Source organism: Paenarthrobacter sp. NCHU4564, assembly GCF_052156435.1.
In the GTDB taxonomy this organism is placed as follows: Bacteria; Actinomycetota; Actinomycetes; order Actinomycetales; family Micrococcaceae; genus Arthrobacter.
The window spans coordinates 16,684-35,819 of record NZ_JBQLIS010000009.1; the positions used below are offsets into that span (position 1 = coordinate 16,684).

21 protein-coding genes are annotated in these 19,136 nt (G+C 63.6%); 11 read left to right on the plus strand and 10 right to left on the minus strand.

Translation table 11 applies throughout. The features are described from left to right. The 4 genes from ACSVIE_RS11080 to ACSVIE_RS11095 all read right to left on the minus strand — a co-directional run bounded on the left by ACSVIE_RS11080 (position 1) and on the right by ACSVIE_RS11095 (position 3,949). Positions 1-1,005 (minus strand): sugar phosphate isomerase/epimerase family protein, encoded by a 1,005-nt coding sequence (locus ACSVIE_RS11080; protein ID WP_442423850.1) that lies wholly within the window; start codon positions 1,003-1,005, stop codon positions 1-3. A gap of 265 nt (positions 1,006-1,270) precedes the next feature. After that, complete coding sequence (locus ACSVIE_RS11085) at positions 1,271-1,969, minus strand: GntR family transcriptional regulator (RefSeq protein ID WP_426006283.1); 699 nt, start codon at positions 1,967-1,969, stop codon at positions 1,271-1,273. Positions 1,970-2,194: 225 nt separating this feature from the next. Further along, on the minus strand, positions 2,195-3,265 hold the full coding sequence (locus tag ACSVIE_RS11090; protein ID WP_442423851.1) for an alkene reductase: 1,071 nt from the start codon (positions 3,263-3,265) through the stop codon (positions 2,195-2,197). 78 nt (positions 3,266-3,343) lie between these two features. Continuing rightward, positions 3,344-3,949 carry a PadR family transcriptional regulator gene (locus tag ACSVIE_RS11095; protein WP_442423852.1) on the minus strand — a complete coding sequence of 202 codons (606 nt, stop codon included), beginning with the start codon at positions 3,947-3,949 and terminating at the stop codon, positions 3,344-3,346. Between the two features lie 164 nt (positions 3,950-4,113). On the opposite strand from ACSVIE_RS11095, the gene ACSVIE_RS11100 reads away from it, so the two are divergent. From ACSVIE_RS11100 to ACSVIE_RS11110, 3 genes are read left to right on the plus strand one after another with little or no spacing between them, the layout of a single operon-like run. Further along, on the plus strand, positions 4,114-5,217 hold the full coding sequence (locus tag ACSVIE_RS11100) for an aromatic ring-hydroxylating dioxygenase subunit alpha (protein WP_426006279.1): 1,104 nt from the start codon (positions 4,114-4,116) through the stop codon (positions 5,215-5,217). Positions 5,218-5,234: 17 nt separating this feature from the next. Next, positions 5,235-6,236, plus strand: a complete 1,002-nt coding sequence (locus tag ACSVIE_RS11105; protein WP_426006277.1) for a PDR/VanB family oxidoreductase — start codon at positions 5,235-5,237, stop codon at positions 6,234-6,236. A 14-nt stretch (positions 6,237-6,250) separates the two neighbouring features. Further along, entirely contained in the window at positions 6,251-7,597 is a 1,347-nt protein-coding gene (locus tag ACSVIE_RS11110; RefSeq protein ID WP_426006276.1) for an MFS transporter, read from the plus strand. Positions 7,598-7,677: 80 nt separating this feature from the next. Here the strand turns inward: ACSVIE_RS11110 and ACSVIE_RS11115 are convergent, their stop codons facing one another. The 4 genes from ACSVIE_RS11115 to ACSVIE_RS11130 form a co-directional block, all read right to left on the minus strand. Continuing rightward, positions 7,678-8,298: an SIS domain-containing protein gene (locus tag ACSVIE_RS11115; protein WP_426006274.1), complete on the minus strand. Its 621-nt coding sequence runs from the start codon at positions 8,296-8,298 to the stop codon at positions 7,678-7,680. 28 nt (positions 8,299-8,326) lie between these two features. Next, positions 8,327-8,956 carry a hypothetical protein gene (locus ACSVIE_RS11120; RefSeq protein WP_442423853.1) on the minus strand — a complete coding sequence of 210 codons (630 nt, stop codon included), beginning with the start codon at positions 8,954-8,956 and terminating at the stop codon, positions 8,327-8,329. Positions 8,957-9,064: 108 nt separating this feature from the next. Then, a complete protein-coding gene (locus ACSVIE_RS11125; protein WP_442423854.1) occupies positions 9,065-9,496 on the minus strand; it encodes a hypothetical protein in 432 nt (143 codons plus the stop codon). 152 nt (positions 9,497-9,648) lie between these two features. Further along, positions 9,649-9,852 carry a hypothetical protein gene (locus ACSVIE_RS11130; RefSeq protein WP_442423855.1) on the minus strand — a complete coding sequence of 68 codons (204 nt, stop codon included), beginning with the start codon at positions 9,850-9,852 and terminating at the stop codon, positions 9,649-9,651. Between the two features lie 130 nt (positions 9,853-9,982). On the opposite strand from ACSVIE_RS11130, the gene ACSVIE_RS11135 reads away from it, so the two are divergent. Next, positions 9,983-11,158, plus strand: a complete 1,176-nt coding sequence (locus ACSVIE_RS11135; protein ID WP_442423856.1) for a zinc-dependent alcohol dehydrogenase — start codon at positions 9,983-9,985, stop codon at positions 11,156-11,158. A gap of 71 nt (positions 11,159-11,229) precedes the next feature. Here the strand turns inward: ACSVIE_RS11135 and ACSVIE_RS11140 are convergent, their stop codons facing one another. After that, positions 11,230-12,906 (minus strand): purine-cytosine permease family protein, encoded by a 1,677-nt coding sequence (locus tag ACSVIE_RS11140; RefSeq protein WP_442423857.1) that lies wholly within the window; start codon positions 12,904-12,906, stop codon positions 11,230-11,232. A gap of 232 nt (positions 12,907-13,138) precedes the next feature. On the opposite strand from ACSVIE_RS11140, the gene bioB reads away from it, so the two are divergent. Genes bioB through ACSVIE_RS11155 form a run of 3 tightly spaced genes read left to right on the plus strand, consistent with a single transcriptional unit; the run spans position 13,139 to position 14,859 of the window. Beyond that, positions 13,139-14,164 (plus strand): biotin synthase BioB, encoded by a 1,026-nt coding sequence (gene bioB, locus ACSVIE_RS11145; protein ID WP_442423858.1) that lies wholly within the window; start codon positions 13,139-13,141, stop codon positions 14,162-14,164. Continuing rightward, positions 14,161-14,370, plus strand: a complete 210-nt coding sequence (gene bsaP, locus ACSVIE_RS11150; RefSeq protein ID WP_442423859.1) for a biotin synthase auxiliary protein BsaP — start codon at positions 14,161-14,163, stop codon at positions 14,368-14,370. Before bioB ends, bsaP begins: the two co-directional genes overlap by 4 nt. A 9-nt stretch (positions 14,371-14,379) precedes the next feature. Next, complete coding sequence (locus ACSVIE_RS11155; RefSeq protein WP_426006265.1) at positions 14,380-14,859, plus strand: very short patch repair endonuclease; 480 nt, start codon at positions 14,380-14,382, stop codon at positions 14,857-14,859. On the opposite strand, the gene ACSVIE_RS11160 is transcribed toward ACSVIE_RS11155, so the two are convergent. After that, positions 14,829-15,011, minus strand: coding sequence for a hypothetical protein (locus tag ACSVIE_RS11160; RefSeq protein WP_426006263.1), 183 nt, complete (start codon positions 15,009-15,011; stop codon positions 14,829-14,831). The genes ACSVIE_RS11155 and ACSVIE_RS11160 overlap by 31 nt on opposite strands. A gap of 180 nt (positions 15,012-15,191) precedes the next feature. Here ACSVIE_RS11160 and ACSVIE_RS11165 point away from each other — a divergent pair, with 180 nt between their 5' ends. From ACSVIE_RS11165 to ACSVIE_RS11180, 4 genes are all read left to right on the plus strand, one after another. Next, entirely contained in the window at positions 15,192-15,572 is a 381-nt protein-coding gene (locus ACSVIE_RS11165) for an Hpt domain-containing protein (RefSeq protein ID WP_442423860.1), read from the plus strand. A 90-nt stretch (positions 15,573-15,662) separates the two neighbouring features. Then, entirely contained in the window at positions 15,663-16,262 is a 600-nt protein-coding gene (locus tag ACSVIE_RS11170) for a helix-turn-helix domain-containing protein (protein WP_442423861.1), read from the plus strand. Positions 16,263-16,426: 164 nt separating this feature from the next. Then, complete coding sequence (locus tag ACSVIE_RS11175) at positions 16,427-17,755, plus strand: MFS transporter (RefSeq protein WP_442423862.1); 1,329 nt, start codon at positions 16,427-16,429, stop codon at positions 17,753-17,755. Between the two features lie 11 nt (positions 17,756-17,766). Further along, positions 17,767-19,131, plus strand: a complete 1,365-nt coding sequence (locus ACSVIE_RS11180) for an FAD-dependent oxidoreductase (protein ID WP_442423863.1) — start codon at positions 17,767-17,769, stop codon at positions 19,129-19,131. Positions 19,132-19,136: the final 5 nt, after the last annotated feature.

Genomic DNA, 19,136 nt, shown 5'->3' on the forward strand with positions numbered 1-19,136 from the left:
TCAGACTCCGGCGAACTCGGAGGTGGCGGGCTGCTGGCGTCCTTGGGCCACCTTGCTCTGGCCCAGCGCGTACCCGTCCTTCTTGGGGAGGATGTGGCGGCGCAGGTAGTCCTGGTTGCTGGCCGTGACGCTGAGACCGTCGCCGCCGTAGTGCTCTACGCAGAGGATGCCTTGGAAGCCCACGGAGAGAGCGAACTTGAACGCCTCGCGGTAGTTGATCAGGCCGCTCTCCATGGGGGACGGCATGGCGATGTAGCTGTCGCGGGCCACGTCTTCGTCGCGGACGTAGTTCTTCATGTGCCAGTAGTTGGAGTACGGCAGGGTCTTGTGGACCAGTTCACGCCAGTCCTCGATGGGCCGGTGCAAACGGATCAGGTTGCCGAGGTCCGGGTTGAGGCCCACATTGTCAAGGCCAATGTCCTGAACGAGCTGCACGGACGAGTCGCCGGTGCCCAGGAAGGTGTCCTCGTACATCTCCAGGGAAACCAGGATGCCGGCCTCGGCTGCGTGCCGGCCAAGTTCGCGGATGCGGGTGACGGCGTTGTTCCAGGCTTCCTTGTCTCCGACCGGATCCTTGTAGCCCTCAACGGTCCAGAACCACAGCTGCTTCTGCTGTTCCGGCGTGATGGCCTGGTGCAGGCCGAAAGAGACGACTTCGCAGCCAAGTTCCGCAGCGGCATCGATGGTGCGGTGGCTATAGGCAAGGTTGTCAGCCCAGTCCTGCTGGTGGATGACGCTGCGGCGGATCGCCGAGATGACGGGAACGCCGATGCCCACCTCTTTTGCCGTGTGCTTGAACTCTGCGAGGCGCTCCTTGCTGAGGTCGCCTGGGCGGACCCAGCTGTCGGTGAGGTCTGCGTTTGCGAAACCTGCGTCCTTGACTTCCTGGAGGACTGCGGCCCAAACGGAAGCATCGGCGTCGTTGACCTGCTGGCCCGAGGCATCCGTGCCCGGGAACTGCAGGAGGGCCGCGGTGATGGGCCAGTTTTCGGCGGTGTACGCCATGAGTAATCACTCCTTCGTGCAATCCTGTTTCCTATAGGATTTACGAATCAAGGCAAGCTGTCAACCCTTTGCTGGAAACTTCCTAGATCCTATATGTCATACATATGCTTGTGAAGAGGGTCACGGCGTGGGGTCGTTTGCTGCGCATCTCCTACCGCCGATCGCACCTGTACCCACCTATGCGCCGGGCGCGAAAGGGTGCGCTACCGGTTCATATCCGGTGCGTTTGGCGTAAAGGGGTGCGCAATCAATGCGCTCGAGCTTGTCAGTCCTGCGGCGCGTCCGCCATCGCGCGACCCCGGACTTGCTCCACGTGGTCAATCATCGCTTGGGCTGCTTTCTCGGGATCCCCGCCGATCATGGCATCAAGCACGGCCTGGTGTTCCGCGATGGCCTGCTCAGCATCAGTGATGCCAACTCCCCCGAACAATCTGAAACGCTGGATCTGCCCGCCGAGCGTGTTGTACGCGGCAAGGAGGAACTGGTTGCTGGCCTGGGCAGCGATGAGTTGGTGGAACCGCTCGTCGGCTTCAAGGTAGCTGCGATACTCGGCAAAGGTCCCACCACGGGGAGCCGTCTTCAGGTCCTCGACCGCCTGCTTCAGCGCGTCCAGGCCCTCGGGCGTCATCCGTGAGCACGCCAGGCGCGCGTTGACCGGCTCGATCGAAAGCCGTGCTTCCATCAGCTCCGCGAAGTCTTCACGGGTGAACACCGGGGCTACGCGATATCCCTTGAGGGCCACCCGGCGGACCATGCCGGTGTGCTCAAGCCGGGCCAGCGCTTCCCGGACGGGCGTCGGTGAAACCTCGAGTTCCCGCGCCATGCCATCGATGCTGACGGCAGCTCCCGGCTCGAGCCTCCCGTCCATCAGCCACTCAAGAAGTGCCTCATAGACGTGGTCGGCAAGGACTTGGCGGCTCACGGGAAAGCCGGCACGGACGGAGCTCGGGGAAGCTTCAGGCATGCACAAATCCTATAGGAACGTGCACTTCCTGGGCCCGACCCCGCCCAAACTGCCCCCTCCCGGGCGTCACATTCCGCCCCTCCCCCAACTGGGTCGCAGCAGAGCGCGTTTTGGGCGCTCAAAACGCGCTCTGCTGCGACCTAGTTGGGTGCTCGGGGGGGTAACGTACGACGCCGGCACCTCAGGTGGGTGCCGGCGTCGTGGTTTCGCTGGGGTGCTTCGCGCCTAGTTGGCGTAGAAGGGGTAATCCGTATAGCCCTCGGCACCATCGGCGTAGAACGTCGCGGCGTTGGGCTCGTTGAGCGGAAGCCCCTCGCGCCAGCGGCGGGCCAGATCGGGATTCGCGATAGCCGGCCGGCCTACAACTACGCCGTCGGCCAGGCCATCTGCCACCAGGGCGATGGCTTCCTCACGCGTGGTGATCTCGCTGAATCCCGTGTTCACCAGGAACGTGCCGTTGAAGCGCTTGCGGAGGTCCTGGACCAGGGATCCCTTGGGTTCGTGGTGCAGGATGCTCAGATAGGCCAGGTTGAGCGGCGCGATGGTGTCCACCAGGACTTCGTAGGTGGCGCGGACGTCTGCGGCGTCCACCTCGGCAATGCCCTGCACGTTGTGTTCGGGCGAGATACGGATACCCACGCGGTTGGAACCGAGCGCCTCAACCACGGCATTCACGGTCTCGATGACAAAGCGGGCGCGGTTTTCCGGAGAACCGCCGTAGCTGTCAGTGCGGACATTCGAATTCGGCGCGAGGAACTCGTGCAGGAGGTAGCCGTTGGCGGAGTGCAGTTCCACGCCGTCGAAACCGGCCTCGATGGCGTTGCGGGAAGCGGTAACGATCTCCTGGATGACGGCCGGCAACTCATCGGTACGGAGTTCGCGAGGGACCGGGTAGGCCTGCTTGCCGTTCGGCGTGCGGACTTCACCTTCGATGGCGACGGCGCTAGGGCCAACAATCTCGTGACCACCTGTGATGTCTGCGTGGGAAACGCGGCCACCGTGCATGATTTGCGCGAAGATCCGGCCGCCTTCTGCGTGGACCGCGTCAGTGACCTTCTTCCAGCCGGCGATCTGCTCCTCCGTGACCAGGCCGGGCTGGCCCGGGTAGGACTGGCCAGCAGGAGTCGGGTACGTGCCTTCACTGACGATCAGTCCCAGCGATGCGCGCTGGCTGTAGTGCTCGGCGATGAGATCGTTAGGCACTCCATCCAGCCCTGCACGCAGGCGCGTCAACGGCGCCATGACCAGTCGGTTGGGGAGTTCGAGTTCACCGAGTGCCAGCGGAGAAAACAGCATGCGCAGTTCCTTTCAGAATGATCAGGTTCACCCTGAGCAACTGTGCAGCGTCTGCAACTATTCCGATTGAGGTGCAGATCACAACGGATCGGGGCTTTCGGGCCGCTCCGCCTCCCCAAGTATTTGCAGGCCTCTCTTGGCCCAGGCGATTTCCTGCTCGGCACGGGCGAGCTGCCCTTCATATGCGAAGACCTTGAAGCGGACCACCTGCTCCCGCTCCTCTTCGGCATATCGGCCAAGGCGACGGGCAAGAGTGGGATGGACGCGCCGCTCGAGGGCCTCGATCATGTGAAGCGTTTGGAGGCGCTGCTCCTCGTAATGGGCAATGTGGGCCCGCAACTGTTGGGCCGCTACGCCCGGGGGTGCCCACTCGAAGTAGGCAGCTTTGAGGCGTGCAGGATCCCGGTCACGGACGTAGGCCAGGGGCTGACTCTGCCACTCCCGCAGGGCGTCCTCGCCGTCCGGCGTGAGGGCATACTCGGTCTTGGTGGCTCCACGTGTCCCCCATGGCACGGACTGGCCGGAGAGGAGACCCTCGGCGAGCATCTTCCGCAACTCCGGATAGATCTGCGAATCGGGCGCATGCCAGACGTGGCCCACGGAGGAACTGAAGTGCTTGGCCACGTCATAGCCCGTCAGCGGGCCCGAGGACAGCAGCGCCAGCAAGGCCGAGCGAAGAGTCAAGGCGGGTCCTTTCAGGTCGGTATTGAACCCTCACCCAGCTTACTTCCAACAGACCTTTGCATATCACTATGAAGATAGCTAGTATGTGGTCTACCTCACCTACTAGCTATCTTCATAGTTAGTTTGGGTACTATCCGGCCCCCTCAACGATGAAGGACCGCTCCATGTCTGTCTCCGCTTCGAAGACCACAACCACAGCCAAGCTCCTGCCCTCCCCGCTCAACGCCTGGTACGTCGCCGGGTGGGACCACGAGATCACCGCCAAAGGGATCCTGGCCCGCACGGTTGCCGGTCGCCCCTTGGCCCTGTACCGCACCGGTGATGGCCGGGCCGTGGCACTGGCTGACTCCTGCTGGCACCGCCTCGCCCCGCTGTCCCAGGGAAAGCTGGTGGGCCGCGACGAGATCCAGTGCCCCTACCACGGCCTGCGCTACAACGCCGCCGGGCGCTGCACCTCCATGCCCGCGCAGGAAACCCTGAATCCATCGGCTACCGTTCCCTCCTTCCCCGTGGTTGAGCGCTACCGCTATGTGTGGGTGTGGCTCGGTGACCCTACAAAAGCGGACCCGGGCCTCGTACCCGACATGCACCAGCTGCAAAGCTCCGAATGGGCCGGAGACGGTGAGACCATCCATGCACCGTGCAACTACCAACTGGTTTTGGACAATCTCATGGACCTCACCCATGAGGAGTTCGTTCACAGCTCATCGATCGGGCAAGAGGAACTGTCCGAATCCGAGTTCGAGGTGACCCATGACGAGTCCTCAGTGACAGTCACCCGTTGGATGCGCAACATCGACGCGCCGCCGTTCTGGTTGAAGAACATGCGGGACAAGTTCCCGGACTTCGAGGGAAAGGTGGACCGGTGGCAGATCATCCACTACTACTTCCCCTCAACGATCTGCATCGATGTCGGTGTAGCGGAGGCGGGGAGCGGAGCGCCTGAGGGCGACCGCTCACGGGGAGTGAACGGCTACGTCATGAACACCATCACGCCGGAAACCGACCGTTCGTGCCACTACTTCTGGGCTTTCATGCGCAACTACCGGCTGGAGAGCCAGCTCATCACCACACAGCTGCGCAGCGGGGTGCACGGCGTCTTCGGAGAGGACGAGGCGATGCTTCTGGCCCAGCAGTCGGCGATCGACGCCAACCCGGACTACGAGTTCTACAACCTCAACATCGATATGGGCGGGATGTGGGTGCGCCGGCTCCTGGAGCGCGCGCTCGAAGCCGAGGGCCGACTCGCCGCCCTGCCGGACGCCTGAGCAGGAGGAGTTCCACCGTGGCCGATTCCCACCAGATCATCTGGCAGCAGGCAACCATCGACTCAGTGTCCGACGTCGCCGAGAACATCCGTCGCATCGTCCTGCGCCCCGAACGCCCGTGCACTGTGCGCCCGGGCGAGCACGTGGATGTCCGCACAGACATTGCAGGCGAGCAGCATGTCCGTTCGTACTCCGTGGTGGATGCGGCCGAGGACGGCACGCATCTCGCCCTCAGCGTCTTCCAAACCCCTGCTTCCCGGGGAGGCTCCGTGTTCATGCACTCGCTCCGGCCCGGGGACGTCCTGGAGGTTACCCAGCCGCTGCAGAACTTCCCGCTTCGGGTCGGGGCGCCCTCCTATGTCCTGCTCGCCGGCGGCATCGGCATCACCGCTATCGCCGGAATGGCCGCGCTGCTGCGCCGCCTGGGCGCCGACTATCGCCTCGTCTACGTGGCCCGCTCCCGGGAGTCGATGGCCTACCTCGACGACCTTGCCGCCCTCCACGGGGACCGCCTCGAGCCACATATCGACGCCGAGGGCACCTCCCTCGATGTCCGCGCCCTCGTGGGTTCAGTACCGGACGGCGCGGAACTCTACATGTGCGGTCCCATCCGGCTCATGGACGCCGTACGCCGCGGATGGACTGAACGCGAGCTCGACCCCACAAACCTGCGCTACGAGACCTTCGGCAACAGCGGCTGGTACGAGGCTGAACCATTCACTGTCCGCATCCCCCGGCTGGGGATAGCGACAATTGTCGGCCCGGACGAGTCCGTGCTGGATGCCCTCCAGCGCGAGGGCGTGGACATGATGTCCGACTGCCGCAAGGGCGAGTGTGGCCTGTGCCAGGTCAAGGTGCTTGAGCTCAGCGGGCGGATCGACCACCGGGACGTCTTCTACTCGGACCGGCAGAAGGAACCCAACACCAGGATGTGCTGCTGCGTCTCGCGTGCGGTCGCTGCAGAGGCTTCCGCCGCGCCGACGCCCCGCCCCGCCATCCTTACCATCGACGTCCCCTGAGAGGCATCAGCAGCATGGATATCCGACACCAAATCGACGCATCCAGGATGTCGTCGTACCAGTGGATCATCATCGCGGTGACCACCTTCCTCAACGCCCTCGACGGTTATGACGTCCTGGCCATGGCCTTCACAGCAACCTCCGTGACCAAGGAGTTCGGACTCTCCGGCGCCCAGCTCGGCTGGCTGCTCAGCACCGGTCTCATCGGCATGGCTGTAGGCTCCCTGGTCCTCGGACCGTTTGCGGACCGCTACGGACGGCGCAAGATCCTCATCGTGGCCTTGGCGATCAACGCCCTGGGCTTGTTCCTCTCCAGCACGGCGAATTCCGCTTTCGAGCTCGGCCTGTGGCGGGTCCTTACCGGCCTGGGCGTTGGGGGCATCCTCGCCTCGGCTACCGTAATCACGAGCGAGTACGCCAACACCCGCCGCCGCGGCATGGCCGTCAGCATCTTCACGGCCGGCTACGGTGTGGGCGCCACACTCGGCGGCATGGGCGCCACCAACCTGATCCCCGCCTTCGGGTGGCGCTCCGTGTTCCTCACCGGTGGCCTGCTGACCCTGCTGGCGATCGCCCTCACCGCGGCCCTCCTGCCCGAGTCGGTCGACTACCTCCGCACTCGGCGGCCGCAGAACGCCGTCGCGAAACTCCAGCACATTGCCCGCCGCCTGCGGCTCGAAGGCAGCGTCACCCTCGGTCCCGCTGCTGCGGGCAGTGGAAAACAGCAGGGCAGCGTGGCTACACTGCTGAACTCCCGCTACCGCAAAGCCAGCATCCTGCTCTGGATCTCCTTCTTCGTGACCATGTTTGGCTTCTACTTCGCCAACTCCTGGACGCCCCGCCTGCTGGTGGAATCCGGGATGACCGAGCAACAGGGCATCATCGGCGGACTCATGCTCACCATGGGCGGTACCTTCGGCTCGCTGCTCTATGGCGCGCTCACTATCAAGTGGGACGAGCGGCGGACCCTGATGGCCTTTACGGTGCTCTGTGCCGTGACCCTGGTCCTCTTCATTACCACCACCGCTGTTCCCCTGCTGGCGTTCTCGTCAGGTGTGGTGGTGGGCATGCTCGTCAATGGCTGCATCGCCGGTCTCTACACGGTGGCTCCCATGGCCTACGAGCCCGGCGTCCGCACCACAGGGGTGGGGTGGGGCATCGGCGTCGGACGGGCCGGTGCGATCCTCGCCCCTATTGCGGTCGGTGGCATGCTCGACAGCGGCTGGACCCCCACGCAGCTCTATATCGGCGTTGCGGTGGTAGTCCTCCTCGCGGCCGTCGCCCTGTTCCGGCTGCGCCCGTACGAAGAGGCCCAGGACCCCGTAACCGAGGACTCCGCTTCAGCAGCCAGCACCCGATAGAGGCAGGGCTGGGTGCTTTCCCGGGTCGGGAGGGCACCCAGCCTGAAGCCCTGTGCAGTCGGAGGGGAAGAGCGGCTGAGCTAGTTCTTCCCCAATTCCCGCATCGACTCATCGAAGCATTCGCACAGCGCCAGGACTGCAACGAGGTGCGCTTCCTCGGCGTGCGGCGGATCTGTGTTGATATTGATGGCTTCATTGACGGCCTGGGCCAGGTCACGGGACTCCCTTCCGGTGAGAGCCCACACCTTGGCTCCCGCCGACTTCGCGGCCGAAGCGGCATCGCGGAGATCCTCCGTTATGCCTTTGGCAGCCAGGAGCACCACAATGTCACCGCGCCGGACCACGCCCGGGATCTGGCCACTGATGGTCTGCCCTTGGTCCTTGTTTGCGACGATGGCAACAAAGGAACCGTCAGATCCGCCTCCGTTGTGTGCGGCATCGTGGGCCGTGAGCTCGGAGGCAAAGCGCTGGGCTTCATGGGCTGAACCATCGCTGCCGGCGGCGAACACTTTGCCGCCGCGGAGCCTCGCCCTGGCCAACTCTTCACCCCACTCGGCAAGCCGTGACGATTCCCGCCGCAACGCCGCCACGGCCGGACCGATTTCGCCCAAGTGGCCGAGAACCACGTCCACAGCGTGCCGGTTACGCTTCGGATCCGCCGCACGCACCCCTTGGCCGGTCCGCCTCACCACGATGCTCATCTCCTGCCTCCGCTTCTTTCCACAAAAACTAAAGGTTTCTGCCGCCGTCCCGCCGCCCGTCACGGGCAGCACCGTCCCGAACGGAGTCATCACGCGTGGATCCCTCGCCCGCTGCGGTGCCGTTCGGGGAGGCGTCCCGCACTGAGGCGTCCCGGTGCGTGCCGTCCCGGTGGGACCGGTCCCGCAGGAGTCGCTGACCGCCGTCGTGAACGCCGTCCCGGTCCTCCGACCGGCCACGGTCCCCGTTCGAGCGGTCGCGGTCAGAGCGGTCGTGGTCCGAGCGGTCGTGCTCAGAGCGGTCCCCCTCGGAGCGGCCGTCCCGCCCGGTGTTGACGTCGGGGTCGAGCTTGTCCGCGTGGCGCAGGTGCTCCTGGACGCGGCCGTGCGCTTCGTCGGCCTTTTCTGCGTGGCGGTCGGCCTCGCGGCGCAGCCGGTTGGCTTCGACCTCGGCCTGCACTGCGGCTGCCTCGGCCTGGGCCGACTGCGCCTTGGCCTGATGCGCGCCAACGGCTTCCTGCTCGGCCTTCTCACGCAGTTCTTCGGCGCGGTGTCGGTTGGCTTCCGCCTTCTTGCGCCGGCCTACCAGCACGGCGATGATAATGGCGGCCACCACAACCACGGCCACAATGATGATGGTCACCAACAGTCCGGTATCCATGTGGATTACCTCCCTCGTGAACGGCTTTGTTGGGCGCCGTTGCCAGCCCACGTCCGGTTCCCCGTCATGTACCCCATGTCCACTGCGCCCAAACGGTACGCCGGTTGCTCACGCCGGCAGTTCCATACGGAAGCCGCACCTGCATTCCAGGACCCGGGTCTTGAGATATACGTCCATCAGCGGATCATCGTTGTCTTCGGTGGTGATGGGTACGTAAACGCTCTTCGCGGACGACGCGGCAAACTGCATCGGCTCGCCGCAGTGGAAGTACTCCCCGCCAAATTGCAGGAGGCCGGAGATCGCACTCCGGCTGTTGAGGACTGCGGCCACTTCGTGGAACGTGGCGGTATGGGAGAAAGAAGCCTCGCACCGGGTGCACGTGTAGGAGACGGCAACCAGGAGTTCGCCCGTGTGGGGCTCGATGGATTCGATGGTTTCCAGGTCCAGGTTCTCACTTGAGCCACAGTTGGTGCACTTCAGTGGCTGCACGGCGGGACGTGATGTATTTTCCGGAACCGGTGGGTTCTGTATGGTCGACAACCTGCTCACTCCTCGGTCAACTTTGTCCGACAGATGCTCTGCTTGCCAACATCTTAACTAATAATCAGATTGCTTACTAGTTTTTGAACGGCACTCTCCAGAGCAGCGGCGCGGAAGCCGCCGTCGTCATTCCGGGAGCCGGGCGTGACGCGTCAGCTGCCAGTGGCCTCAGGATGCTCCCGCGCCCGCTTCTCCTCCGGCGTCTCGCCGCTGTCATCCGGGATGAACGCAGGGTCCACCTCCGTGGTGAAGTCACCTGTTCCGGGATCGCCTTCAGCCTGCCCGACGTCGGCAGGAACCTCTGTGGCGGACGTTCCGTCAGGTGTTTTGTCCGGTCTGCGCGCTTGGTCACCCATAGCCCCAATCTAGGCCGGGAGACAGCGCGAGTCGAGGCTTCGCCGCCTTGTGCGCCGCCCCCGACTCTGCTTCGCTGGGAGGGTCTCCTGCAGCGCGGGACACCTCCAGCTATGGGCAGGGAGAACAATTGTGAAAGCAGTGACATGGCAAGGCCGGCGCTCGCTGAGCGTCACGGAAGTCCCGGATCCCACCATCCAGGAACCCACGGACGTGATCGTGCGGATCACGTCCACAGCTATCTGCGGTTCGGACCTGCACCTCTACGAAGTCCTCGGCCCTTACATGCACAAGGGCGACGTGATCGGACACGAGCCCATGGGCATTGTGGAAGAGGTGGGCCCGGAAGTCCACCGTCTCAAGAAGGGCGACCGCGTGGTGGTGCCCTTCAACATCTCCTGCGGCCACTGCTACATGTGCAACCAGGGACTGCAGTCGCAGTGCGAGACCACGCAGGTCAAGGAAAAGGGTTCGGGTGCTGCCCTCTTTGGCTACTCCGAGCTCTATGGTTCCGTTCCCGGCGGGCAGGCCCAGTACCTGCGCGTGCCCTTTGGAGACTATGGGCCGGTGAAGATCGACTCCGACCTTCCGGACGAACGGTACCTGTTCCTCTCCGATATCCTTCCCACCGCGTGGCAGGCCGTTGAGTACGCCAATGTGCCGGAGGGCGGCACCCTGGCCGTGCTGGGCCTGGGCCCAGTAGGCCAGTTCGCCGCAAGGATCGGCAAGCACAAAGGCTTTCGTGTCATCGGCGTGGATCCTGTCCCCGAACGCCGAGCCATGGCCGAACAGCACGGCGTCCAAACCATGGATTACAGTCCGGACGTGGCAGGCATGGTCAAGGAGGAGACACTGGGACGCGGCCCCGATGCCGTGGTCGATGCCGTGGGCATGGAAGCGCACGGCTCGCCCGTGGCTTCCTTCCTCCACCGGGCTGTTTCGCTGCTGCCGGACAAGCCGGCCCAAGTGGCCATGGAAACCATCAGCGTGGACCGGCTCGCGGCCCTCCATACAGCCGTGGACATGGTGCGGCGCGGAGGCACGGTCTCCCTCAGCGGCGTCTATGGTGGCCAAGCTGACCCCATGCCCATGCTCACGATGTTCGACAAGCAGATCCAGCTGCGCATGGGCCAATGCAATGTGCGCAGCTGGACTGACCAGTTGCTTCCGCTGGTGGAGGACGACGCCGATCCGCTGGGGGTCATGCACCTGGTCACCCACACCGGCGGTCTGGATGACGCTCCGGAGCTGTACGAGAAATTCCAGAAGAAGCAGGATGGCTGCATCAAGGTCGTCCTGAAACCCTGATCCTGCCGATAAACAGGTAAGCCCCCGGCCCCGGCCTGAACCGGACCGGCCGGGGGCTTCACTGTGCGTGGTTAGTTCTTTTGCGCAGGCAACACGAACGCGCCCGACTTGTCCGTGGATAAGGCGAGTGAGGAGATGAACCGCGGCTCGCCGTCGGGTCCGTCCTGACCCGAGCGGAGCATGTCCGGACGTTCGAACTCCAAACCAGTGACGTGGCAGAGGAGCTTTTGGTCGCTGGGGTTGCCGTCGGAATCGAACATGGGCAGGTCGATACCGTCATCGGTGCGCCGCAGGTAGAAGCGGCCGCGGGTGGCGATCGCCAGGACCGGCGGGAGGATCAGGGCCAGAAGCACCGCGAAGATCGGAGAGTAGGGCTGGACGGACGCACCGAACGCTCCGAAGAAGACGGCGATGGAGACTCCAGCCGAGACCAGCATCGATACAAAGCCCACGGGGTTGACGGCGTGCAACATGCCGCGGCGGAATTCAGGCACCTTCGGCGAGATCTTCAAAAGGTACTTGTTGATGGCGATGTCGGAAGCCACGGTGACCACCCAGGCCATGGCGCAGTTGGCGTAGAAACCGAGGATCGTGTTCAGGAAGTCGAACATGTTCGCTTCCATAAGCACCAGGGCAATCACCAGGTTCACCACCACGAACACCATGCGGCCGGGGTAGGTCTTGGTGATGCGGGTGAACGAATTGGTCCATGCCAGGGAGCCGGAGTAGGCGTTGGTGACGTTGATCTTGATCTGCGAGATGACCACCAGCACCACGGCAAGGGTCATGGCCAGCCATGCCGGCATCATCTCCTGGTACACGCCCAGGAACTGGTGGACCGGCTCATTGGCGTGCACTGAAGCCGCCGGGTCGAGAGTGGCGATCAGGTAGATGGCAATGAACAGCCCGACGACCTGCTTGATCGCCCCGAACAGCACCCATCCCGGGCCGGCCAGGATCACTGCGCGCCACCACGCACCCTTGTTGGCTGCTGTCTTGGGAGGCATGAACCTGAGGTAGTCGATCTGTTCGGCAATTTGTGCCATGAGGGAAAGACAAACTCCTGCGGCCAGCATCACCGAGGCAAGGTTCGGCCCACCATTACCGGATGCACCGGAGTAGGCGAAGAAGGAGTCGATGCTTTCAGGGTGCGAAACCACCAGGTAACCCACCGGGATGACCATGAGCAGCAGCCACAGCGGGGTCGTCCACACCTGCAGGGTGGCGAGGGTCTTCATCCCGTAAACAACCAACGGAATGATGATGACCGTGGACACCGCGTAACCCAGCCATTGCGGGACCCCAAGGCCGAGCTCCAGCCCCTGGGCCATGATGGAGCCTTCCAGCGCGAAAAAGATAAAGGTGAAGGTTGCAAAGATCACGTTGGTCACCACGGATCCGTAGTAACCGAAACCGGATCCACGCGTAATGAGATCGAGGTCGATGTTGTACCGCGCGGCGTAATAGGCGAGCGGGAAGCCGGTCACGAAGATGATGACCGCCGCCACAATGATGCCGAGGACGGCGTTGGCCGTGCCGTAAGCGATGCCGATGTTTGCGCCGATGGAAAAGTCGGCCAGGTAGGCGATGCCTCCCAGCGCACTTGTGGCCACCACCCCAGCGCTCCACTTGCGATAGGACCTGGGTGCAAACCGGAGGGTGTAGTCCTCCAGGCTCTCTTTGGCCGCGCTGATCGCATCGGCATTGGGTGTGGCTTGTCTTTGGCTTTGGGTCAGGACGTCGCTCATCCTTGCTCTCTTTCGCTCATGGGGGTTCTCAGGGGCACCGCTGGAACCCTGGTGCTGCCCACGACGCTAGTCACGCTGGTTGTCCGCACGGTCACGGCGGTGTTTCACAGGTGTAACTTCTGCATCAGCGGTCACGGGCTATGGCGGGTCACGGAAGCGCCCAAAAACGGCCGCGGCCCTTTGTGACTACTCTCCAAAATCAACTGTCACCGCCCCCGATAGCGTCATGTCCATGACCGCAGACACAGCTACTGACGCCACTGCCCATGCCATTCTGGACCTCGCAAGGGAGCAGGTCCTGGGACGGGGCGAGGGCCTCACTGAACCCCAGCTTGTTGACATCCTCCGACTGCCCGACGAGGCAATCCCGGCAGCCCTGCAACTGGCCCATGAGGTCCGGCTGAAGCACTGCGGCGAGGACGTCGAGGTGGAGGGGATCATCTCCATCAAGACCGGCGGGTGCCCCGAAGACTGCCATTTCTGCAGCCAGTCGGGGGTGTTCGATTCACCCGTCCGCGGCGTGTGGCTGGACATTCCGGAACTGGTCAAGGCAGCCAAGGAAACCGCCGCCACCGGAGCCACCGAGTTCTGCATTGTTGCAGCAGTCCGTGGCCCGGACATCAAGCTGATGAACCAGATCAAGTTCGCCATCGACCGCATCAATGAGGAAGTGGACATCAACATCGCCTGCTCGCTGGGCATGCTGACCCAGCGCCAGGTGGACCAATTGGCCGCCTGGGGCGTCCACCGCTACAACCACAACCTGGAAACCGCCCGCAGCTACTTTCCGCAGGTAGTGACCACCCACAGCTACGAGGAACGGCTGGAGACGTGTGCCATGGTCAAGGCTGCCGGCATGGAGCTGTGCTGTGGTGCCTTGATCGGCATGGGCGAGACCTTGGAACAGCGCGCGGAACTCGCAGCGCAGCTGGCCGCCCTGGACCCCCACGAAGTCCCCCTCAACTTCCTCAATCCCCGTCCCGGAACACCTTTGGAGAACCAGGGCATCATGGACGGCAAGGACGCCCTTCGCGCGATCGCCGCTTTCCGCCTCGCCATGCCGCGCACCGTTCTTCGCTACGCGGGCGGCCGCGAACTGACGCTCGGCGACCTTGGGACCCGCGAAGGCCTGCTGGGCGGAATCAACGCCGTGATCGTGGGGAACTACCTCACCACGCTGGGCCGTCCGGCGACTGCCGACCTCAGTCTCCTGGTCGAGCTGAACATGCCCATGAAGGAGCTCCAGAAGTCACTGTGAGCAGCTACTGCAGCCACTGCGGCGGTGCGGTGGGAACCAAAGGCGAGGGCCCGACGTCGGACGCCCACCAGAGCTGCCAACAGCAGCTGTTGATGGAGCCGCCCAGGTTTTGCCCGCACTGTGGCCGGCGCATGAAAGTCCAGGTCACGCCCACGGGATGGACGGCGGAGTGTTCCCGCCACGGCGCCTCCGTCTCCCCTGGGTAGGCTTGTTGCATGGGCGAAAGCCGGGATCTCCTGACGCCGGAACAGCGCAGCCGGAACATGTCCCGGATCCGGGGCAAGAACACCAAACCCGAGTTGTTGGTGCGGAAGTTGCTGCACGCCAAGGGCTACAGGTACAGGCTCCACGGCCAGGCGGGCGGGTCCAAACTGCCGGGGCGGCCGGACCTGGTGTTTGCCGGGCGGCGCAAGGTCATCTTTGTTAACGGCTGCTTCTGGCATTTTCATGACTGCAGGGCAGGACTCCACGCGCCCGCCGCCAACGCGGAGTTCTGGGAGGCCAAACGCGCCCGAACCCGGGAACGCGATGCCCTGCAGCGCCGGCAACTCGACGCTGAGGGGTGGAGGGTGCTTACGGTCTGGGAATGCGAACTGAAAGACCGGGCGGGTTTGGAAAGGCGCCTGACAGGATTCCTGGACAGCGGCTTCGGTACAGCCCGCGACTACGGTGAGGACACTGAATCGGCGGACTGATGGGCCGGGCTGCCGTGGCCCTGCTCCCACAGTGCGAAGGCTGCTGTTCCTCCGATACCCAGCAAAACGGCCAGGCAAAAGACGATCACTGCCATCAGTGCGGCAGAGGGTCGGGCACCACCGTCCATGAGGTTTTCCGTTCCTTCAAACATGCCCGGACTCCCCCATTCCGCGATCATTCGGCTGACCAACCTAACTGTCAGGCCCTCCGATCAAGACTCCCGCGGGGTCCGCTCAAGATTGGATCAAGCTTTCGTTTTGGGGCAGTACGGCTGTTCCGGGACACCTAATGTTGAATCGTGAATCCATTGTTCGGAGGCGGGAGGGGTTTGGTGTCTGACTATGACGAGTGCACAGACTCCCTGGTGGATCCCGCTGTCCTCCTTGGACTCCAGGCCGAACTTGGCGGGGACGCGTCCATCGTCACCACATTCGTCAAGAACTATGTGGAACTGCTTCCCTGGCGCGTAGCACGGCTCCATCAATCCTTGGTCAACCTGGACATGGAAGATGCCATGGACGCGGTCCTGAGCTTGAAGACTTCCAGCCATATGGTGGGGGCCGTCTGCATTGAACGGCTCGCCGCGGAGCTGGAAGTCAGCATGAAGCTGCTGCCCGGTGGTGACCATCTGATGCAGCTCAGCCCACAGCTGGAGGAGATCGACCGCTTCGTCTTCGGGACGATCTGCGAGCTTGGATCACCACTTTCCTAAAAATCTTTACTTAATTGAAAAAAATCATTGACCGGCTAAAAATCTTCACTATAGTTGTGTGAGTTAGCTCATCCAGCAAAGGACCCGGCAATGACCACCGAGACTCCTGCCCCACTGGCCACCAGCGAACTGTTGGCGACCGTCGGGAACAAGGTGCGCACCATGCGCAAGGCAAAGGGCATGACCCTGGCCCAACTCTCGGACATCACCGGCCTCAGCCAAGCGATCGTCAGCCAAATCGAACGCGGCATGGCCAACCCTTCCTTCACCACGTTGGCGCAGTTGGCCCACGGTCTGGACATCCCCGTAGGGAGGTTCTTCATAGGCCAGGACGAGTCCAGGTCACCCGTGGTCAGAAGGTCCGAACGGCGTAACTTGAAAAACGTCACCCGGGAATCCGTGGGCGAGGCAGTCCATGAACTGCTCACCCCCAACCGGGACGGAAGCATCGAAGCGCAATGGATCAGTACGCCCCCAGGGCACGACACCAGCGCAACACCTTTTACCCACAGCGGTGAAGAGTTCTGCTACATCATCTCCGGCCGTAAGGACGTCTACTTGGACGGCGTCTGCTACAGCCTTGAAGAGGGCGACTCGATCACCTACTCCTCAGAGATCCCCCACTGGTACAAGAACAGCTACGAAGAGGTATGCGTAGCCATCTGGGTCAACGCACCACACGCGTGGTAACGCACCCGCCCTCAGGCGGCCTGGGCGTTCTCCCTTAACTGTCCGGACACGATCCCGTGGCCGCTGACACTCCTTGCCACTTTCGCATCAGACGCCTCGTTCAACAGGCGTTCCTGCGTCATACCCTCCCACGCCCTCCGGGGCGTCAGCGTAAGGAAACTTCCATGCTCGACATCCAAACGGACAACGCCGTCCCCACGCCAAAACCAACTACCCACTCCCCCGGCAAGAACGCGAAGTTCACGCCCGAAGTCCGCAAGGGACTCCTCGGCCTTGGCCTCGGCAACGCCCTGGAGTGGTACGACTGGATGGTCTTCGGCCTCCTGTCAGCCTTCATTGGACCGAACTTCTTCCCCAACACCGATCCCCTCTCGGCAACGCTGAACGCCCTGGCCGTGTTCGCCGTCGGGTTCGCTTTCCGTCCCCTGGGCGGCATACTGCTCGGAACGCTCGCTGACCGCATTGGCCGCCGACGCGTCATGCTGCTGTCCATCATGCTCATGGCCGGCACCACCCTGGTCATCGCCATCACCCCGAACTACACCACCATCGGCGCCTGGGCCGGCATCATTTTGGTGGTGTGCCGCATCCTGCAGGGCATCTCCACCGGTATTGAAGCTCCCCTCTCCACCTCCCACGCCGTAGAGCTGGCGCCCGAAGGCCGTGAAGGCTACGTCGCAGGCATCATGTCCTTCTACGTCAACATCGGCATTCTCATGGCCTCCCTGGTGAGCTTCCTGTGCAGCCTGGTGATCGGGGGCGCGGCAATGGGCGAATGGGGCTGGCGCGTCCCGTTCATCATCGGCGCCCTCTTCGGCTTCGTGGTCCTCTACCTGCGGCGGGCCCTCCCGGAGACCCTCAAGAAAGAGGAAATGGCCACCAACACGCCCCGTGCAGTCTGGAAGGGCGTCAGCAAGCACTGGCTGTCCGTCTTGGCCATCATCTTCGTCGTCGGCGCTGCACAGGCCTACAACTACGCCTGGAACGTCGGCCTCCCCAGTGCCGCACGCAGCGGCTTCAAGGAAGACCCCACGGCCGTCTTCGCCCTCACCACTATCCTGGGCGTCATCCTCGTCATCGGTTCCTGGGTCGTCGGCAAGCTGGCAGACGGCAAGGCGATGTCCAAGTGGTTCCTGGTCACCCGCGTCCTCGCCATCCCGGCCGTGTTCCTGATGCTGCTCTACGTACAGCCGGGCATCGGCGGCTTCGCAGCAGTCCTGCTGGGCGGCTCCATTGTCCTGGTACTCAACATGACCCTCTACAACGTGGTCAGCTCCTCCCTGATGCCCAAGAACATCCGCGGCACCGGTGTAGCCCTCGGCTACGGAATCGGCGTAGCGATCTTCGGCGGCACCGCCTCCTACCTCCTGGTCTGGTTCCAGTCGCTGAACCTCACCTGGGTCTTCCCGGTCTACGTGGCCGTCCTGTCCATCCTCAGCATCGTTTTCTACATAGCCGCACGCCGCACCAACGGCATCCACGTCGGCAAGTAAGGACCAAGAACATGAACTCCCTCGAACTCGCTACCACCACCGCAGACCTCAAAGCCCCCGTGATCTCCCACTCCGACGTGCTGGTGGTTGGCGGTGGCCCAGCAGGTGTGGCCGCTGCCGTCACCGCAGCCCGCTCCGGCGCGAAAGTCACGCTGCTGGAACGCTACTCGTCCCTGGGCGGGCTGGCCTCCGGCGGCATGGTCCTGGTGCTCGATGACATGATCAACGGCCAGGAAATCACCGTCACCGGCATTGTCTCCGAGTACGTCGAACGCCTCCAGAAGCTGGGCCTGGCCATCGTTCCGCCCGCCGATGACCGCAGGACCTCCGAGGAACTTTGGAACAAGTGGGGACGCTACGGCACCTTCGATTTCCACTCCCACACCAACCCCAAGCCCATCTGCTACGCCGCAGCGTTCGACCCCGATGGCTGGAAGCGCGTGTCCAACGACCTCGTCCGCGAGGCCGGGGTGGACCTCCGCCTGCACTCGTGGTTCTCACGTCCGATCGTGGACAACGGGGTCATCAAGGGCGTCATCTGCGAAACGAAACTGGGCCCGCAGGCCTTCCTGGCCGACATCGTCATCGACACCACCGGCGATATTGATGTCGCTTCGCGTGCCGGCGCCAGCTACGCAAAGGACAACTACCTCACCACCCTCGTCTTCCGCCTCGGCAACGTGGACACCAACGCAGCCGAAGCCTTCGAACAGGCCAACCCCAAGGAAGCCCGAGCCATCAACCGCAAGATCAAGCGCATCCTCGGCGGCGCTTGGGAACTTTGGTGGCTCAAGACGCCCATTGAAGGCGTCGTGTGGTGCAACGCCCCGCACATGACCGGCTTCGACGGCGTGGACCCTGCAGACATGACCGCGGCCGAGTTCGCCGCCCGCGACCGGATCTCCGAGGCCGTGGATTACGTCCGGGCCAACCTCCCCGGCTTCGAAAACGCGTACATGTTGGATGTCGCCTCCCAGATGGGCGTCCGCCAGACCCGCCTCCTGCAGGGCGAGTACATCATGACCAAGGACGACGTCACCCAGCGCCGCCACTTTGCCGATACCGTGGCCCGCGGCCGCGACTACTACTACCCGTACCGCTCGCTGCTGCCCAAGGAAGTCGACCAGCTCCTGGTGGCCGGCCGCCACTACTCCGCCACCCCAGAAGCCCAGAAGATGTCGCGCGAAATTCCGCCCTGCATGGCCATGGGCCAGGCTGTCGGTGTGGCAGCGGCCCTCGCCGTCGAGAACAACATCCTGGTCCGCGATGTCGCGGCAGCGGACATCCAATTGGGCATGCGCCGGCACGGTGCCGACCCGGGTGACATCCCGTCGTCGAACGCCACCATCGATGCGGATGCTGTGGTGCCGGCATGAGCCTC

Excerpts from the sequence above, each read along its gene's own strand:
- bioB (WP_442423858.1), top strand. The coding sequence starts at position 13,139 with ATGACCGCAGACACAGCTACTGACGCCACTGCCCATGCCATTCTGGAC.
- ACSVIE_RS11175 (WP_442423862.1), top strand. The coding sequence starts at position 16,427 with ATGCTCGACATCCAAACGGACAACGCCGTCCCCACGCCAAAACCAACT.
- ACSVIE_RS11110 (WP_426006276.1), top strand. The coding sequence starts at position 6,251 with ATGGATATCCGACACCAAATCGACGCATCCAGGATGTCGTCGTACCAG.
- ACSVIE_RS11130 (WP_442423855.1), bottom strand. The coding sequence starts at position 9,852 with ATGGGTGACCAAGCGCGCAGACCGGACAAAACACCTGACGGAACGTCC.
- ACSVIE_RS11180 (WP_442423863.1), top strand. The coding sequence starts at position 17,767 with ATGAACTCCCTCGAACTCGCTACCACCACCGCAGACCTCAAAGCCCCC.
- ACSVIE_RS11090 (WP_442423851.1), bottom strand. The coding sequence starts at position 3,265 with ATGCTGTTTTCTCCGCTGGCACTCGGTGAACTCGAACTCCCCAACCGA.
- ACSVIE_RS11140 (WP_442423857.1), bottom strand. The coding sequence starts at position 12,906 with ATGAGCGACGTCCTGACCCAAAGCCAAAGACAAGCCACACCCAATGCC.
- ACSVIE_RS11170 (WP_442423861.1), top strand. The coding sequence starts at position 15,663 with ATGACCACCGAGACTCCTGCCCCACTGGCCACCAGCGAACTGTTGGCG.
- ACSVIE_RS11120 (WP_442423853.1), bottom strand. The coding sequence starts at position 8,956 with ATGGATACCGGACTGTTGGTGACCATCATCATTGTGGCCGTGGTTGTG.
- ACSVIE_RS11155 (WP_426006265.1), top strand. The coding sequence starts at position 14,380 with ATGGGCGAAAGCCGGGATCTCCTGACGCCGGAACAGCGCAGCCGGAAC.
- ACSVIE_RS11160 (WP_426006263.1), bottom strand. The coding sequence starts at position 15,011 with ATGTTTGAAGGAACGGAAAACCTCATGGACGGTGGTGCCCGACCCTCT.
- ACSVIE_RS11115 (WP_426006274.1), bottom strand. The coding sequence starts at position 8,298 with ATGAGCATCGTGGTGAGGCGGACCGGCCAAGGGGTGCGTGCGGCGGAT.
- ACSVIE_RS11085 (WP_426006283.1), bottom strand. The coding sequence starts at position 1,969 with ATGCCTGAAGCTTCCCCGAGCTCCGTCCGTGCCGGCTTTCCCGTGAGC.
- ACSVIE_RS11100 (WP_426006279.1), top strand. The coding sequence starts at position 4,114 with ATGTCTGTCTCCGCTTCGAAGACCACAACCACAGCCAAGCTCCTGCCC.
- ACSVIE_RS11080 (WP_442423850.1), bottom strand. The coding sequence starts at position 1,005 with ATGGCGTACACCGCCGAAAACTGGCCCATCACCGCGGCCCTCCTGCAG.